This window comes from Geomonas subterranea, from assembly GCF_019063845.1.
Lineage (GTDB): Bacteria > Desulfobacterota > Desulfuromonadia > Geobacterales > Geobacteraceae > Geomonas > Geomonas subterranea.
On record NZ_CP077683.1, the window covers coordinates 2,727,018 to 2,744,192 of the forward strand.

Consider the following 17,175-nt stretch of genomic DNA (forward strand, 5'->3'; position numbering starts at 1 on the left):
TCTATTAAAAAAACCTAACTCAATAGAGATACGCTTGGATGTGCTTGACTGATGGGACTATTGGTAAACGTACAACAGTTTTTTTTTAGTGCAAGCTTTCAAAATCGTTTTTTGTTTCAGGCAAAAGCAAATTAAATATTTAAAGCGTCTCACGGTTGAGAAAATCACAATCACTTAATAGATTCAAATTTTACCCGATACAGTTATGACCTTCCGCAGTTGCTGCCGAAGCGCCGCCTCGTCCAGTGCCTGCAACAGGATTCAAATGTCGGCAGCGGGGGGCGGCTACAGCAGTCCGGCAGGCAAAAAAAAAGCCCCGACGAATCGGGGCTTTGTGCTTGTACTGGCTTCTCCTTTGCCGGCGGGGACGGAAGTGTCAGAAGTAGGAGACCACCTCGAACTCCTTGTTGGCCATCTTCTCAAAATCCTGGCTGGCAAAGGCAAACTCGTGGACCTCTCCGGCATCGACCGGATAGTCGAACTGCTGCAGGGGAAGCTTCAGCTCCTTGACCGTCTTGCCGGTCTTGTCCTGCACCGCATCATCTTTCTTGCTGTAGGTGACCGTAACCGTGTGCACCAGGTGCGGCGCCCCCCCGTTCGCCCCGGCGGTCTGGGTGATTCTCACCGTAGCGGTCGGAGTGACTAGCTTGCGCAGCTTGGCAGCGTAGAAATCGACGTCACCGGAAATCTTCAGCACGTGCTCGCAGGCGGCGCGCTGGGCATCGGTCATCTTGGTCTGCTTGATGTGGATCAACTTGTCACGGCTTGAGGCGACCTGCTCCGCCGTGAGGTTCGCGGCCTGGTACATCTTGACCTTGTCTCCCGCCTGCAGGGCGGTGAGGAAAGAGGTGGCGCGCGCCCGGGCGGCCCCTTGGTCCTTGGTCCCCTTCTGCTCGGCCTGGACCTTCCCGGCTGGCTGGTCGGTGGGCTTGCCGTTGCATGCCGCGATGGCCGCCGCGATGGCAGCGAAGATTATCAGCCTGACTGCGTTTCTCATAGCGTCTCCTTAAATGAAATAGCCCGGGGATGTCGCCACCCCCGGGTTATTAGTTGCAAGTCTTTCTCCGGTGCCCTATCGGGGGGAAGGCGAACCTTCCCCCGTCTGGAATGCATCGGGTTACCACCAGCGGTGAACGGCCTTGATGGTCGGAACCGTGGTGTTCAGGGTGTTCTGAGCAGTGCCGTGGCAGACGAGGCAGGTCTCAGATTTCAGCAGCGCGGTGCTGCGTGCCTCGTAGATGGAGCCACCGTTGGCAACCATGTGCGCCTTTGCCTGTGCCGTGTCGTGGCAGGAGTAGCAGGCCGCGGATATCGGCGAGATGATCAGGGTGGTGCCGGCTGCATCGGTGTAGGTGCCGGCTGCGCCGCTGAAGCTGAAGCCGGAGCCCAGGGCCTGGCCCGCGAACGGAGCCAGCTGCGGCGCGAAGAAGGTGCCCGGGACGGTTTCGGTGCCGGTCACGATGGCCGGTACGGAGGCCGGCACGTTGCCGGTGGCGACGGTGGTCGGCAGCAGGTTTGCTACCGCGGAGGAAGATGCGGAAGCGCTGAAGTCATAGGTACCTGCTACGTGGCACTGCTCGCAATCCCTCAGGTAACCCGGGTAGCTGATCTCCCAGTACTTGTCGCCTGCGGAGACTTCCCAGGAGTACTTGTTGGTGCGCTTGGCGCCTGCGTGGATGGCGTGGATGGCGTCTTTCGCGTTGACGCCCCAACCGGAGTTGACGCGGTTCACGTTGTGGCAGAAGACGCAGGTCGGTGCATCGTTCCTCTGGCCGGAGTGGAAGGTCGGTGCGATGCCGAGGGCTACGTGGCAGGCGTTGCACTTCGCGTTGCTGACGATGGTGCGGCGTGCGCTGTAGTTGGTAGCGGTTTTCCAGACGTTCGGGGTTACAACCATCAGGCCGCCGACGTTGGTGCCGGCATTGTAGGCCCACTTGGTCTTAAGGGCCGCAGGAACGGTCAGGGTGCTCAGGTCGGTCTGGGTGAGCGGAGTGGCGGCCGAGCCGTAGGTGTAGCCAACGCCGCCGGTCAGCATCTTGGCGGTGTCAGGAACGATGACGTTCTTTATGGTGATGGTGTAGTAGCCGTTGGTGTCGATGGCCGACAGGGTGGCAGTGGTGCCCGGGATGGTGCCGTTCCAGACGTTCTTGATGTACGCGCTCGCGGTCGCGTTGAAGTCGGCCGGAGCGGTAACGCCGTCCTGCGGTACGGCGAAGGCGAAGTAGACGCTCGGAGAACCGGTGAAGCCGGTCATGAGCTCGGTTACGGAACCGGCTGCGTAGGTGTTGAATACCACCGGCTGGCCGTTCTTCAGGAAGCGGAAGGTGATGGACGGGTTCTTGTTGGTGTCGCGCTGTACGCTCTTCACATCCCAGGTTATAACTGCCGCGCCCGGAACGGTCACGCCTGCTGCCGGGAGGTAGCCAGCGTAGGTGTGGGTGTTGGTGCCGCCAAGCTCAGGAGCGGCCGGGTCCGGATCCTGGACCGGGAGATGCGCGGTGGCGATCTCTGCGGTGGAGGTGGTGCCGGCATGGCAGCCTGCGCAGGAAGAGTCGTTGGTCTGGCCGCCCATGTGGGAAGCGAAGTCGAAGGTGCTGTGGCAGGAGCCGCAGGCCTTCATGGTCGGTTTGGTCTTCCAGTTGTTGCCGTCTACGCCTTTGTGGCACATTGCGCAGTTGCGCACGTCCTGCGGATAGGTGACTTCCGCGGTGGAAACGCCGAGGATGGTCTCAGCCGGGGAGAGTTCCTCGCCCATGTGGATCTTGTGGATGAACGGGGTGAAGTCGCCATTGGTGGACTGGTCGGTGCCGACGATGTTCTGCGGGGTGTGGCACATGACGCAGAGCTTGGTGTCCGGACGGGAAGCGAAGTGGCCGCCGGAGAAGCCGAGTTTGTCGTGGCACTGGTTGCAGGCGTCAGCGGTCACGATGTCGCGGGCATATGCCTGGGCACCGTTCACGGTGTACATTTCGCCGGTAGCCGGGATGAAGTCGTAGATGAGGTTGGTCACGCCGCGAACTGCGAAGTTGGCGGTGGCTGCGTTGGTCTGCGGGTTGATCGGGCCGGCATAGGCGCCCGGGGTCTTGCCCACCACGCCCGGGACTGCGACGGAGCGGACGGAGATGCCGATACGGTGGATCAGGTTGCCGTCGTACGGAACGGTGGCAACGGTCTTGACGTTCTTGCCGAAGATGGCGGTGTAGGAACCGTCACCGTGGTCGATGATGGTGTAGCCCTGGGTAGCGAGGGCGCCGGTGGTGGAGTTGAAGGTGGAGACGGCGTCAGAGGACGGGCGCGGGTTGGTGCCGCTCAGGATGTAGTTGAGCCAGTAGGAGTTGCTCCCTGCGGTTTCGGGCTTGAGCTGCGCCACGTGGAGGGCGAAGGTCTTAAGGCCGGAGATCCCTTTACCGGTGGCCTTGTTGACCACGGTGAAGTTGACGATCGGGTTGTTGCCCGGGATGTAGGCGCTGATGACGCGCCCGTCAAGCTGGGTGTTGTTCAGGTCGTCATAGGTCAGGGTGGAAGCGGCGCGTGCCGGCAGCATGTTGGAGTTGGAAAGCGTGCCGGAAAGCTGGAGGCCGGTGCTGGTGTAAGCGAGAACACTGCCGCCTGCGTTCACGACCTGGGTCGCACAGTCGGTGTAGGTCTTGCCGACAGAAGCAAGGGTCTGGTTGGCATCGCCAAGCTGGCCGGAAAGGCCAAGCATAGCAGACGTTGCGGCAGTGATGTCGGTGCTCTGCTGGCTGATCACGATGCTGATCGGGTTGCTGGCGCTGATCCCGCCGGCAGTCGGGGGATTGCTCAGGTCAACCGGCACCAGGGAGCGGAAGGTACCCTGGGCCACGATGGCCTTGAACACCAGCACGGTCTTGGCGGCCGGCAGGGTGAAGGTCAGGCCGGAGAAGCTGCCGTCGCTGCCGAGGGTGGCGGTGCCGAGCTGCGCGCCGTCCTGGGCGTTGTAGACGAAGACGTGGTTGACCGCACCGGCCGAGGTCGATGACAGGAACGCGGTCTTGGCGGCAGCCTTGGCAACGTCGACTTTACCGCCGACGGTCACTTCGGTGCCCTTGCTGGTGATCTTGGTGGTGGATCCCCCTCCGCTGCAGCCTGCGAGAGGCAACAGCACGCATACTACGAGTGCTACGAGGTACCTTAGGTTTCTGCCAATCATAGTTTCCTCCTGTTGTTTGTGTACTGCTCCGAAAGTGCCATCTCTACTGCCGACTTCTGTTTTTCCCCTCTTGTGCTTGAATCGTCGCTACTGTTACGGTCCGGTGTTCACCTGGCCGCTCACCGTTACCCCGAGGGACGGGCGGTTCGGAGTCACCGAAAGTGCTGTGCTGAAGGCCGAACGGTTTCCTGCCGCGTCGAACGCTTTCACCGTGTAGGCATAGGTGGTGGCCGAGGTGACCGACGGATCGGTGTAGCTGGTCGAGGCGACGGTTGCCAGCTTTACGCCGTCGCGGTAGACCTCGTAACCGGTCACGCCGACGGTGTCTGTCGCGGCGGCCCAGCTCAGGGCCACCGAGCTGGTGGTGCCGGTAAGGGCGGTGGTGACCGCGGTGAGGCCCGTCGGAGCGGTGGGCGCCACGATGTCGAGGCGCGACAGCAGGTCGCTGGAGAGCGAACCGCTCACCGTCACGTTGAGCGACGCCTGGTTCGGTTTCACCGCCAGCGGTGCGCTGGCGGCAGCGAAGTTGCCGGCCGCGTCGAAGGCGACCACGGTGTAGGAGTAGGTGACGTTGGGAACGACCGCCGCATCGGTGAAGCTGGTGGTCGTGGAGGTCCCCACCTTGCCTCCGTCGCGGTAGATGTCGTAGCCCGCCACGGCGATGTTGTCGGTGGAGGGGTCCCAGTTGAGGACAACTGCGCTGGTAGTCGAGTTGAGCGCATAGGTGGTAGCCGTGAGACCGGTGACCACGGAAGGCGCGGTGACGTCGCTGAAGTTCGGTTCAGCCGGCGGATGGTTGATCGACTGGGTCAGGTTGCCTACCACGTTGGTAAGCGACGAGTCAGCCGCCACGACCTCGGTGGCAGCGATGTTGAACAGCTGCATGAAGGTCTGGTAGGCGGGAGCGCTCGTGCTGACGTTGGCGACGGCCTGGTTGATGATGGTCATCACGGCGGTGGTATCGGTGACCGTCCCCGTCGCCTTGGCGTCGACGATCAATTGGTCGATCACCGTGAGCGCGGCAACGTAGGCCGCGTTGCCGGCGACGGGCGCCAGGATGTCGGTGACGTTGAACAGGTCGCCGACCTGGTTGTTGGCGGCAACGACCGCGCTCTGCAGCACCGCGGTAGTGATGGTGCCCGGCTTCTGCGCCAGGATGAGCGGCAGCTTCTGGAAGGCGGCCTCGGTGAGGGGGCTCACCGTAACGGGGACGGCCGGGTTGAAGTTGTCCACGGCGGCGCTGAAAGACTCAGCTGCCGTGAAGGGGACCTGCTGTCCGGTGGTCTCGCTCAGGTAGGTGGCGCCAGGCTGGCCGGTTACGGTCACCACGACCGGCCCGGTAACGGAGGCCGGAATCCTGACGTTGTAGCTGCCGTCCGCACCGGTTGTCCCGGAGCCCAGCAGGGCCCCGCGCACACCGGTCGTGGTCAACCGGAACACCGAGACCAGCCCGCCGGCGATCGGCCCTTTGGTCGCGACGCCTGAGATTATCCTCGTGCCACCACCGCCTCCGCCGCCACCACAACCGATGACCAACAACGGCAGACAAATGAGCAGCAAAGCGGCGGCTATGTGTCTCTTCCAGGTAATACGCATGTTAAGTTCTCCTTCTGCTTTGATCTGGTGAATGAAGGAACAATCAGGCTATTACTCCGCCGGCGCTCCGCCGTTATGGCACTTGGTGCATGCTGGCCCGCTCAACCAGACGCCCTGCAGATTGGCGCCGTGGCAGAATTCATTACGGCAGGTCTCGTAATTCAAGTGACCGTTGACGTGGGTGAACGGGTTCGCCATCCATTGGATGTGACCCGTGATATCGGCTGCCGTATCCGCGCCGATGCCCCCCCACGCGTGGATCTGGGGTGCGTTCGCGTCCCCCCCGCGGTGGCAGTAGATGCCGCAGGAAGGGGCGCTCGCGCCGCCAAGGAGATTGGTGCCGTGGCATTCGGCAACGGCGCAGGACGCGGTCCCTTTTGCCCTGACGTAACCGGGGTGCATGGCGTAGGCTACCTGCCCCCAAAGGACCGGGTGGACCGAGGTGGCGCTGCCGGCGTGGCATCCCGTGCTCTGCTGATCCTGCGGATCGTTCATGCAGGATTTCTTGGCGATACCACCGCCCTTGAGGTCTTCGCCGTGACATTCGGCGCAGCCGCTGATGTCTTCCTCGGCGGCCACGCTGTGACCGGCGGGGAGCCAGTTAGCCGGATGCTTGCCGGCCGCGGGGTCGAAGGTCGCCTGCGGGTTTGCATCCCCGCAACCCGACAGGGCCAGCGCCAGCGCACCAAGAACGGCAAAAGACAGAACTTTGGTCGTCATTTGTGGCATGTCAGGCACCTCTCGTTGTTGGTACGCCCGTGACACTTGGCGCACGACGCAGGGTTGATCTTGCCGTCGATCCTGTGCTGGCTCATGTAGTCGCCCCTGTGCGGCAGGTTCCTTTCCACCGCCTCGGAGAACTTCACGTTCGGCTTCAGCTCTTCTTTGTGCGCATGGCAGTCGGAGCAGAAGGATTCGGCGTGGCAGGAAGCACAAGCCCTTCTGGCGTTGCTGGCGAAGACGCTGTGCTTTTTGAAGAAGTCGACGGCCTGGTGGTTCATCGCCGCGTAGGCATCGGTGTGGCACTCGGTACAGTTGGGCGTACCGGTCACCGCCTCCGGGTGGATCAGCGCACCGCTCTTGGTGTTGGCACAGGCAAAGAGCAGGCAAGCCATGAGCGGCATCATCAACAGAATCAGTATTTTACTTTTCACTCTTGCCCCCCTTTTCGCCGCACTTCATATCGAAAGCATAGGCAACCTTCACGAGCGCTCGCCACTCCTTGTCGAAATCCGGGCTCTGCGAGTACTCGATGTCCCCACCTACCTTGAGCTTTTCGGTGACCTCGTAACCCGCGATGCCGGTGAGTGCGTAGCTGCTCTTCACGCCGTCGATGGGTCGATCGAAGAGGACGTTGTAGAAGTCGACGCCGAACTCGGCGTGGCCGCTCTTCTTCAATGCATAGAGCCGGTAGTCGTAGTAGCGGGTGCGGTCGCTGGAACCGTCCATCCGGTGCCCGGAGGCCCCCAGCGAAAGCGCATCGGCGGTGGTGTAGGCCACCTTGCCTCCCACGTAGTCAGCGGAGCCCAGGAGTTCGTAACCGTAGTTCTTGTACTCGGCCGCCACGGTCAGGTTCTTCACCGGGGTCCAGGCCGCGCTGACACCGGCCGCGGTCACCTTTTCCCTGGGATCGAGCAGCCCGCCGTTGCCGGCGAGGGCGAAGGCGGTGGTGGTCACGCTGTAGAAGTAGTCTTCATAGTTGATCCTGGAGAAGTCGGCGCTGACGGTCACCGCGTCGACGGGGGCCACGGAGAGGGTGTAGGCATGCTCCATCCACCCGCCGGTGATGGAGTTGTAGGAGGAGCGCCCGGTAAGGTCTACCTGCTTCACCGGGTGAACCCAGAGGTCGATTCCCTCTTCCTCGCGGTCATGCGCCTTGTCGCTCTCGTCTCTGAGGGCGCTCACGCCGACCGAGTAGAGCCCGGGCTTGCCCTGGGCCACACGTCCGCCGTAGATGAAGTCCCCCCCCTTGTAGTTGGGAGTGGTCACCACGGGCGAACCGGCAAAGGCCGCAGCGGTGATCCCGGCGGCGAAGTCGCTGCGCACGTACAGGCCGTCGACTCTCTCGGTGGCGACACCCTCGGTGATGAACTGGCGTCCTGCGTTGACCACCAGGTTGTTCTTCGCGGCCTGGTAGCTCAGGTAGCCGTACTGGAGGTCGCCGTCGGTGTAGTGGTCAGTCGACTTGTCGAAGAGATCGACGCGGCCCCAGGCCCCCACGTGGAGCGAGGTGGCGCTGCCGTCCTTCTCCGCCGCGGTGACCGAGAAGCGCAGGTACTCGTACAGCGGGTAGAGGTCGTCCTTGTTGATGGTCCGGGTCATGCGCAGGTAGGTGTTGGAGCTGCCGGTGATGGTGTAGTCCGCAGCCATAACCGGCTGGGCCAGGGTCACCGACGACGCGGCAAGCACCACCCACGCAATCTTCAGGAGACTACTTTGTTCGCGTCCTGATCTTTTCTCGTGGCTTATCAAGACATCCCCTCCTTTTTCGTAGTGTGAATCGTGGTCTGATAAAATCCGCTGTTGCTTTGACCGTACGCGACAATGCGGTTCGACACGCTATGAGGCGGCGCGAACCATCGCCACCGGACGATGTCATTAGCCGCTTCTCGAAGTTGGAAATCTTGGGAATACTTCTTGGACGTGCTGGCACATCCGCCACAACTCAATTAGCAATAACCCAGCAACAGAAAATGCTCGATGTGCTCGACTTTTTTTAAGGTTGTTACAAAAAGACGGCCTTGCACTGCATTTGCAGGAAAAACTCTAAACATGCTTCTACTCGATTTATGACTGTTCGCACCGCCCTGCACCCAGTGGGTAACTGGGTCATTTAGTTGTCACCACCTTTCGCAGGTGATGGAGAGCGAAATCATGTGAGCCAGAGACAGAGGTTACTTTTATAAAACGGGTCGTTATAAAATATTCGCTTGATGGTCCGCTGTCACAGAGGTTCGTATAGTCGCCGTTTACTACTCTTTGATAATTAACGCGTTAAACTCTGTGTGCACGATCTTTACCAACGTCATAAGCATCTGAAGTAGCGTCACTCACAACCTTGAGACTGACTACATCAAGCTCAAAAAAATCAAAACTTTGACACATGAAAATGATAAATTTGACGCAGCGGCTTCAATTACCTCACAGAGCAGCCTAATCGGCAACGCTAATACAGACTTTAGGAGAAAAGTGACATTGGCGTGAAATAAGTCCCACGCGACAATGAGAGAGGGGAACGTTGCACTGACAGAAATACTGGAGCCAGAGAGTGAAAGTTGGCTGGAGGGCGTTGAGCAATAGTGGACGGCGTCAGGAGATTTCCTTGCCTGCGGCAGCCGGCGCCTTGACCAGCAGCAGGAGTGCTGCCGCGGCTACACCGGCGAGCGACGCTCCAAAAATAAATGGCGCGACGTTCCCCTCGTACTGCCAGATGCCGCCGAAGATGAGGCTCGCGGGTAAGGCGCCCACGCCGACCGCAAAGTTGTACCAGCCAAAGGCGGACCCGCGCTGACCGGACTCAGCCATGTCCGCCAGGTACGCCTTCTCGGCTCCCTCGGTCAGGCCGAAGAACAGGCCGTACACGGCGAAGAGGAGCCATATCTGCCACTCGCTTCGCGCCAGACCGAAGCCGAGGTAGGAAACCGCATAGACGCACCACCCCGCGACGATCACGCTTCGCCTGCCGATGCGATCGGAGAGCGCCCCAAACGGCATGGACGAGAGCATCTTGACCAGGTGGAAGAAGGCCCACAAAAGCGGCAGCCGGTAGGAGGGTGTGCCGACGGCGCCAGCCTTTAGCAGCAGGAACGCGTCCGAGGAGTTGCCCAGGGTGAAAAGAAACAGGATCAGCAGGTACCTTCTCAGTCTCCCCGGGGGGAGCGCGACGAGTTGCAGCCCCGTCTTTGGCAGCGGCGTGTGCCCCGTCTCGTTTACCTTCCAGACAATCAGGAGCACGGCGACCAGGCCGGGAATCCCCGCCAGCCAGAACAGGTAGCGCAGGTCCGTGACGAAATAGGCGAGCAGGAAGGTTGCCACCAGCGGCCCCACCAGTGCGCCGGCGTGATCCATGGAGCGATGGAAGCCGTAGGCCTTGCCCCGCAGGGACGGCTCAACTGAGTCGGCGATGAGCGCGTCGCGCGGCGAGGTGCGAATCCCCTTGCCGACCCGGTCGCCGGTCCGGATCAGCAGCACAGCCAGAGGCGACGCCGCACTCCCTATCAGCGGGCGCATCAGACTCGATATCGAGTACCCTATAAGTACCAGACGTTTTCTCCTGCGCACCCGGTCTGACACTATGCCGGATAAGAGCTTCAGGAGCGAGGCGGTGGATTCGGCAACACCTTCGATGGCGCCGAGAAAAGCGGGGCCGGCCCCGAGCTGGCCCGTGAGAAACAGAGGGAGCAGCGGGTAGATCATCTCGCTTGAGACATCGGTGAAGAAACTCACCAGTCCCAGAACGAGCACGTTGCCGGTAATGCCTTTGAACACGTCGCACCTCCGCGTCTCAAGGACCCTCATCTGTACACTTACATAGCATCATCCTTCGCTCAAAAAAAGACACACAGAAGCAGTCTACCCTTTACCGTGTGTTTCAGCCTCCTCATCCTGACATTTCCATTTTTTCTTATGCCAACTAACGTCATCTTTTTAGACTGTACCTTCCTAAAGTGGAGGTCCGTTGTGCCGATAAATAGAAAGAATCTCAACCTCAATCAAGGAGGCAGGAACCTATGGTAACAAAGGCGATTTTAACAGGGTGCGCGCTGGTGGCCGGTATGACGGTGTTCTCAGGCATGGCGACGGCTGAAACAGTGCGTCTGCATGGCTCCACCACGGTTCAAAAGCGCATCATGGAACCGGGCAAAGACGCTCTGAAAAAGGCCACTGGTATCGACATTGTCCTGGTCGGCAACGGTACCGGCAACGGCGTCGAGGACCTGGTGGCCGGCAAGTGCGACGCGGCCATGGCCTCGGAGGAACTTGCCGATGCCGTCGCCAGCATGAAGGACGCCTCAGGCAAGGCAGCCACGGGCGACCTGAAGCCCAACGTCATCACCGACGACATCATCAAGGTGATCGTCAACCCGGCGAACCCGGTCTCCAAGTTGACCAAGGAGCAATTGAAGGGACTGCACAACGGGACCATCGACAACTGGAGCAAAGTCGGCGGTCCGGACCTTTCCGTCATAGTGGTCACCTCGCACCTGGGCTCCGCCACCCGGAAGGTGTTCCAGAAGAGCGTGATGGAGGGAACACCCTACGTGGCGGGCGCACTCGAAGTCGAGACCACGCGCAAAGAGATCGACAACGTCAGCCAGTTCCCCGAGGGAATAGGGGCGGTGAGCATGGGCTTCATCAACCTTCCCGGGAACAAGGAAAAGGTGAAGATCGTGGACACGCCGGTCATCAGCCGCCCGCTGATGCTCATCACCAAGGGCGACCCCTCCCCCGCGGTCAAGAAGATCGTGGATTTCTTCAAGGGTGAAGGGAAGAAGTATATCAAGGACTGATGTTCGCAGCATCTCAAGGTCGTGCACTCCGGCCCTCACGAAAGGCCGGAGTGCCGCGCCCGCATCACCGGGGACTGAAACACTCACGGAGCTGACATGACCATCAAAGGAAAGCTGTACCTCATCATGGCCGTCACCGTCATCGGTATCGTGGCCATCGGCGCGTCGAGCCTCATCGGCATGAACTTCGTCAAGGGAAAGCTGAACGTGCTCACCGAGCGCTCGACGCCGTACCAGTTGAAGACGATAGAGTTGCAGCGCGCCGTCCAGGAGCACACGGCAGGGCTCATGAAGCTCTCTGCCGCGCAGACCCGCGCGGAGTTCGGCGCCGCCAAAGCTGAGGCGGAAAAATCCCAGGAGGGGGTAACCGTGCTGGCCAAGGAGCTTGCCTCCTTCACCGGCGCGGAGACGTCCGCCGGGATGGAGCAGTTGGCTGCCATCAGCAAGGACCTGATCGCCGTCACCGAGTCGCGCCTCAAGGCCGAGGAGGAAGGACAAAAGGCGGATCTCTTGATGAAACAGAAACTGCAGCAGATCTCGCAGAATCTGCGCACCCTCGACGCCTCCATGCGCAAGGTCCAGGCCGGCTCCATGTTCGAGCTTTCCGAGTCCAACGAAGGGGTCAAGGACATCACCAAAAAGATGCGGGCCGTCGAAGCGGCGGGAAACGCTCTAAGCGAGGTGAAGCAGGGCGTCCTGGAGATCGCCGCAGCCGACAGCAAGACTGCGGTCGTCATTGCCGCCAGCAAGTTCAACGCCGCCATGCGCAAGTTTACCGCCAGCGAGATGGTGAAGGTCGACCCAGCGGGGACCAAGCCGCTGCTGGAAGGCGCGGCGGACGTCAAGGAACGGGTTACCTCGCCGGATGGGCTTCTGGCGCTCAAAAGCGCCATCGCGTCCGCACCCGATGACGAGAAGAAGAAGAAATTCGCCCAGGCGTTGCCGCAGACCATGCAGCGCCTGGCGCAGATGTCGGTGTTGATGGGAGACGTGGTAGAGAAGGCGTCGGAAGATTTCGCGCGGGAAGGCAAGCGCTTCGACACCTCTATGTCAGGCGCCGACGCGGCCAGCGGCATCCTGGGCGTTTCCAGCCAGTTGATCGCCGAGGGCTCCGAGATCAGCCGGTTGATCCGCGAACTCTTCGGCGTCAGAACCGACCAGGAGCTCACCGGCACCAAGGCCGCCATGGATGCCGCCTTCAAGCGCGTGGCCGCGCTCCAGGCCAGGGTCGCCGGCAAGAAGGCGTCCAAGGGGGGGACCGCGGCCGTCTCCGGGGTCACCGCCTCCCTGAACGAGGTGCGCGGGCTCCTCCTGGCCCCAAACGGGGTCGCCGACACCATCGGGCATCTGCTGGCGGTGAAAAAGCAGTCGGCGCAGCTGGCGCTCAAGCTCAGGGAATACGTCGCCGCCCAGCGCGAGGAAGGGAAAAAGGGGATGAGTTCGGCGCAGGCCGAACAGGAGAAAGCGGTGAAGTCGGTAAACGCCGTCTTCCGCAGCAACATCGCCACCGTTTCCATCCTGGGACTCGCGGTGCTGATCATCGGCGTGCTTTTGAGCGGTGTGGTGCTTCGCTCCATCAGCAAACCCATCGACGAGCTTTCCCGCATGGCCGAGCGCTTCGGCAGCGGCGACTTTTCCGGGCGGCTGGACGACCAGAGGAAGGACGAGTTCGGCGCCCTGGCGGTTCACTTCAACGCGGCAACCGCAAAGCTCTCCGAAATCACCGCCAGCCTACGCGGCGCGATCACCGGACTGAACAGCGGCTCCCGCGACCTCGCCCAGGCCTCGGGAGACCTGTCGGCGGGCGCGTCGAGCCAGTCCGAAGAGTCGGTCCAGGCGGCCTCTGCGATGACCGAAATGACCCAGACCATCGAGGAGGTGGCCAGCAACGCGCAGACCGCTGCGGCCCAGTCCGGCAACGCCCTTTCCTGCGCGACGGCGGGGAGCGAGGTCGTAGGGCGGACGGTGAGCGGCATGGAGCAGATCGCAGGATCGGTGCGCAACGCCGCGCGCATGATCGAAACCCTCGGGGACAGCTCCGCGAGGATCGGCAACGTCATCAGCACCATCAACGACATCGCAGACCAGACCAACCTCTTGGCGCTCAACGCCGCCATCGAAGCGGCGCGGGCCGGCGAGGCAGGGATGGGCTTTGCCGTGGTCGCCGACGAGGTGCGCAAGCTGGCCCAGCAGACCGCTGAAGCGACCAAGGAGATAACCGTCACCATCGGGCAGATCCAGAAGGATACCGAGCGCTCCGTGAGCGCCATGCGCGAGGGAACCGACCTGGTGGAGGAAGGCATCAACCTGGCCCACGAAGCGAACCGTTCCCTGGCCGAAATCGTCGAGGCTTCCACGCAAAGCGTCGCGGTTGTGAACCAGATCGCGGTAGCCGCCGAGGAACAGTCGGCGGTGGCGGTGCAGGTCTCCCGGGGCGTGGAGAAGATCGCCTCCATCACCCGCGAAGCCGAGGAGGCGGCCCGCAACATAAGCGATGCCGCCACCAACCTGAACCGGCTCGCCGGAGACCTCGACCGGACCGCCTCCTGGTTCAAGGCATGACAATAAGCAGGCTCGTCACCAAGCCCCGCCGAACCGGCGGGGCTTTTCTTTTGGCCGCATGGAAAACGGCGGCAGCGTAAGCATTAAAACGGATCAATTTTATTGACAATCGGGGCCGGATTTATTACCTATTTACATCCCACTAAGTAATGGAAAAGACGGAGGTGAGCGGCATGGAAAAAAGGATCGGATTCATCGGCGGCGGCAACATGGCGGAGGCGATCATCAAGGGGCTTCTGGCCGGGGGCGTGCCGGCCGCGGAAATTGCCGTGTCCGAGCCGTCCGAATCGCGCCGCAACGTGCTCGCCGAGCGCTACAGCGTGCAGGTCCACGCCGACAACGTCGAGCTGTGCCGGATGAGCGACACGATCATCCTGGCCGTGAAGCCCCAGGTAGCGCCCCAGGTGCTCGGCGCGCTCGGCTCGGGTCTCACCGGCAAGCTCTTCATCTCCATCATGGCGGGAGTGAAAAGCGCCGCCATCGAAGGGATGCTCGGCTCCGGGACCCGCGTGATCCGGGTCATGCCCAACACCCCCGCCCTGGTTCTCCAGGGGGCGTCCGCCATCTCCCGCGGTTACCACGCAACCGACGACGACCAGGTGCTCGCCCGCAGGATATTCGACCTGGTCGGCACCACCTGCGTCGTCGACGAAAAGCTCCTCGACGCGGTCACCGGCGTTTCGGGAAGCGGCCCCGCCTACGTGCTCACCTTCATCGAGGCGTTGAGCGACGCCGGCGTGAAGCATGGCCTTACCCGCGACGTGGCCACAGCACTTGCCGCCCAGACCGTCTACGGCACCGCGAAGCTGCTGCTGGAAAGCCACGAGCACCCGGCGGCGCTGAAAAGCAACGTCGCCTCGCCGGGAGGAACCACCATCGCCGCCATGCACTCGCTTGACCGCGACGGCTTCCGCGCCGCGACCATCAACGCCGTCGACGTCTGCGTCGCCCGTTCCAAGGAGCTGGGGGAGAGATGAAAGTGAGAGCGACGCTGATCGTACGGGGCAGGGTCCAGGGGGTGGCCTTTCGGCACCACACCGCCCGCACCGCACAGCAGCTCGGCGTGACCGGCTGGGTCCGCAACCTCTCCGACGGTTCGGTGGAGGCCTGCTTCGAGGGGGAGGAAGCGGACGTGGCCGCGATGGCACAGTGGTGCCGCAGGGGGCCGGAGCTGGCCCGGGTCGACGAACTGGTCGAGAAGATGGGCGAATACACCGGCGAGTTCACCGGATTCCAGGTAAGGGGATAGTGATGCGGAAAAACAGCAGCAGTTTAGCAAGGCGCCTTGGCCTTTGGTTCGTCGCAGCGGTCCTTACCGTCCTGGTTGCCTCTGCTGCCTCCGCCAAGGATCTTGACCTCAGCAAGGCGGTCAAGGTTGGCAACGGCAGGATCATGGTGATAGAGTTCACCGACCCCGACTGTCCCTTCTGCAAGAAAGCAGAAGCGTACTTCGAGAAGCGCAGCGATGTCACCCGCTACATCTTCTTTATCCCGCTGAAAAACCATCCTGCCTCCAAGGGAAAGGTGCAGCACATCCTCTCCGCGAAGGACAAGGAGAAAACCTACCTGGAGGTGGCAACGGGCACGGTTGACCGGTGGAAGCTGTCGGAGGTCACGCCCGAGGGGATCGCCTTGCAACAGGAACACGAGCGGATCGCCAAAGAGCTCGGGTTGAACGCGACCCCCATCTTCATCGTTTATGGCAGCATGGTAAGAGGCTTCGATCTGAAAAGGCTGGAGCCGCTGCTGAAATAAAAACAGGGGCTAGGGGCTGGGGACTAGGGCTGGCAAACCAACCGTTTTGCCGCCCCCGTCCCTTAGTCCCCATCGCCCCCTGTTCCTGATGCCTCACTGTTTCAGTCTCAGATCCCTAGTCCCTAGCCCCGCCTTTGCCTTTAATCGGCCACCCCTTCTCGAACCCGTCCGGAAAGAAGCGCTCCTTGGTGCGGTTGAAGTAGCTTGACCCTCGGGATTTGATGGCCAGTTTTGTTTAGTGATTTAAGGCTGTTGCAGGTTGACGCATGACCCAGCTTTCCAATGTGTACTATCGAGTGTACGACTTTGGGAGGGTGGACGCATGGTTTCTGTTGCCGAATTCCTGTACCGCAGAGGATCTTTCTACTACTTCTATATTACGATTCCCACCGACATCAGATCCCATTTCGGGAACCGCCGCCACCTCGTCAAGTCCCTCAAGACACGCCTTCTCTGTGATGCCAAGGTTGCGGTAGAACCCATGAAGGCACGGGTGAAGACAGCCTTCCTGCTCATTCGATCCGGCATGCTGACCGAGGAGCAGTTGCAGAAGACCGTGACCGACTTGCTCTATAGAGAGAAAGTTCAATCCCGTGACAAGCTCCTGTCTGAAGTCATCAGGATGTACCTTGAGGAAAAGACACCGAATCTCAAGAAGCGAACCCTCCTTGGTTACGAGACTATTTTCGCACGGATCATTACCAATATCGGCGACAGGAAGGTCAACGCCGTCAAGCGAGAAGACGTTATCCGTCTTCGGTCAGCACTGATCTCAGAAGTCAAAGAACGGACCTGTAACACTCACTTAGTTCATCTCTCATCCATGCTCCGGTGGGCTGTTCGTCAAGAGATCTGTGCTCGGAACTGCGCCGAGGGACTACTCTTGACCCTTTCCAACAGGCATGATAGCGAGAGAAAACGATTCAGCATTAACGACTTGCACTCTATCTTTACGAACATCCCGCTGATCGCAGGTGACGAAACCAACGTATGGATTCCTCTGATCGCTCTGTTTAGTGGCATGCGTAAAGAGGAGATATGTCAATTGGAAGGAAGCGACGTCCGGCAAGAAGACGGGATCTGGGTGTTGGACATTAACAGCAAGGGAGAGAAGACCACCAAGACAGAAGCGGGATTGAGACTCGTACCGATCCACTCCACCCTGCTCAAGATGGGGTTTATTGAGTTTTGCAACAACAGAGCACTGGGAAGAGACTCAGGTAATCTATGGGGATTTGTTCGTTGGCGCGAGTCATGGGCCAAGCATTGGGGAGGACGTTTCAACAACTGGTTTGCGAAGAACATCCAGACGGACAAAGGAAAGGTTTTCCATTCCTTCAGGCATACCTTCGTTGATGAATTGAAACAAGCGAACCTGACAAAAGAGTTGGTATCCGAACTGGTTGGACACGTTGTCAAAGGAGAAACGTTCGGTCGATATGGCAAAGGGTACTCGGTTCAGGTACTCAAGAACGCTGTCGAAACCTTATCGTATGGCATCGACTTCACCAGATTGGAAAACCATATTGTTAGTTGTTGCTCTGACGTCAACAAGATTATGAGTATCCGCAATACGTGATT

At 60.7% G+C, this 17,175-nt stretch carries 13 protein-coding genes; 6 read left to right on the plus strand and 7 right to left on the minus strand.

Annotated elements, in window-relative coordinates; all coding sequences use genetic code 11:
* Positions 1-376 precede the first annotated feature (376 nt).
* The 7 genes from KP001_RS11835 to KP001_RS11865 form a co-directional block, all read right to left on the minus strand.
* Complete coding sequence (locus KP001_RS11835) at positions 377-997, minus strand: hypothetical protein (protein WP_217285850.1); 621 nt, start codon at positions 995-997, stop codon at positions 377-379.
* Positions 998-1,117: 120 nt separating this feature from the next.
* Positions 1,118-4,171: an OmcA/MtrC family decaheme c-type cytochrome gene (locus KP001_RS11840; RefSeq protein WP_217285851.1), complete on the minus strand. Its 3,054-nt coding sequence runs from the start codon at positions 4,169-4,171 to the stop codon at positions 1,118-1,120.
* A gap of 93 nt (positions 4,172-4,264) precedes the next feature.
* On the minus strand, positions 4,265-5,767 hold the full coding sequence (locus tag KP001_RS11845) for a fibronectin type III domain-containing protein (RefSeq protein ID WP_217285852.1): 1,503 nt from the start codon (positions 5,765-5,767) through the stop codon (positions 4,265-4,267).
* Between the two features lie 51 nt (positions 5,768-5,818).
* Positions 5,819-6,496, minus strand: a complete 678-nt coding sequence (locus tag KP001_RS11850; protein ID WP_217285853.1) for a hypothetical protein — start codon at positions 6,494-6,496, stop codon at positions 5,819-5,821.
* On the minus strand, positions 6,484-6,921 hold the full coding sequence (locus KP001_RS11855; protein ID WP_216500444.1) for a cytochrome C: 438 nt from the start codon (positions 6,919-6,921) through the stop codon (positions 6,484-6,486). The genes KP001_RS11850 and KP001_RS11855 overlap by 13 nt, the downstream gene beginning before the upstream one ends.
* Positions 6,911-8,239, minus strand: coding sequence for a hypothetical protein (locus KP001_RS11860; RefSeq protein WP_217285854.1), 1,329 nt, complete (start codon positions 8,237-8,239; stop codon positions 6,911-6,913). Before KP001_RS11860 ends, KP001_RS11855 begins: the two co-directional genes overlap by 11 nt.
* 837 nt (positions 8,240-9,076) lie before the next feature.
* Positions 9,077-10,255 (minus strand): MFS transporter, encoded by a 1,179-nt coding sequence (locus tag KP001_RS11865; RefSeq protein WP_217285855.1) that lies wholly within the window; start codon positions 10,253-10,255, stop codon positions 9,077-9,079.
* Between the two features lie 242 nt (positions 10,256-10,497).
* On the opposite strand from KP001_RS11865, the gene KP001_RS11870 reads away from it, so the two are divergent.
* The 6 genes from KP001_RS11870 to KP001_RS11895 all read left to right on the plus strand — a co-directional run bounded on the left by KP001_RS11870 (position 10,498) and on the right by KP001_RS11895 (position 17,173).
* Positions 10,498-11,277: a substrate-binding domain-containing protein gene (locus KP001_RS11870; RefSeq protein WP_217285856.1), complete on the plus strand. Its 780-nt coding sequence runs from the start codon at positions 10,498-10,500 to the stop codon at positions 11,275-11,277.
* A 96-nt stretch (positions 11,278-11,373) separates the two neighbouring features.
* On the plus strand, positions 11,374-13,839 hold the full coding sequence (locus tag KP001_RS11875; protein ID WP_217285857.1) for a methyl-accepting chemotaxis protein: 2,466 nt from the start codon (positions 11,374-11,376) through the stop codon (positions 13,837-13,839).
* Positions 13,840-14,012: 173 nt separating this feature from the next.
* Positions 14,013-14,816: a pyrroline-5-carboxylate reductase gene (proC, locus tag KP001_RS11880; protein WP_217285858.1), complete on the plus strand. Its 804-nt coding sequence runs from the start codon at positions 14,013-14,015 to the stop codon at positions 14,814-14,816.
* Positions 14,813-15,088 (plus strand): acylphosphatase, encoded by a 276-nt coding sequence (locus tag KP001_RS11885; RefSeq protein ID WP_217285859.1) that lies wholly within the window; start codon positions 14,813-14,815, stop codon positions 15,086-15,088. Before proC ends, KP001_RS11885 begins: the two co-directional genes overlap by 4 nt.
* A gap of 2 nt (positions 15,089-15,090) precedes the next feature.
* The gene (locus KP001_RS11890) at positions 15,091-15,594 is read left to right on the plus strand and encodes a DsbC family protein (RefSeq protein ID WP_217285860.1); all 504 of its coding nucleotides are present in this window, start codon (positions 15,091-15,093) and stop codon (positions 15,592-15,594) included.
* 322 nt (positions 15,595-15,916) lie between these two features.
* Positions 15,917-17,173, plus strand: coding sequence for a DUF6538 domain-containing protein (locus KP001_RS11895; protein ID WP_217285861.1), 1,257 nt, complete (start codon positions 15,917-15,919; stop codon positions 17,171-17,173).
* Positions 17,174-17,175 lie beyond the last annotated feature (2 nt).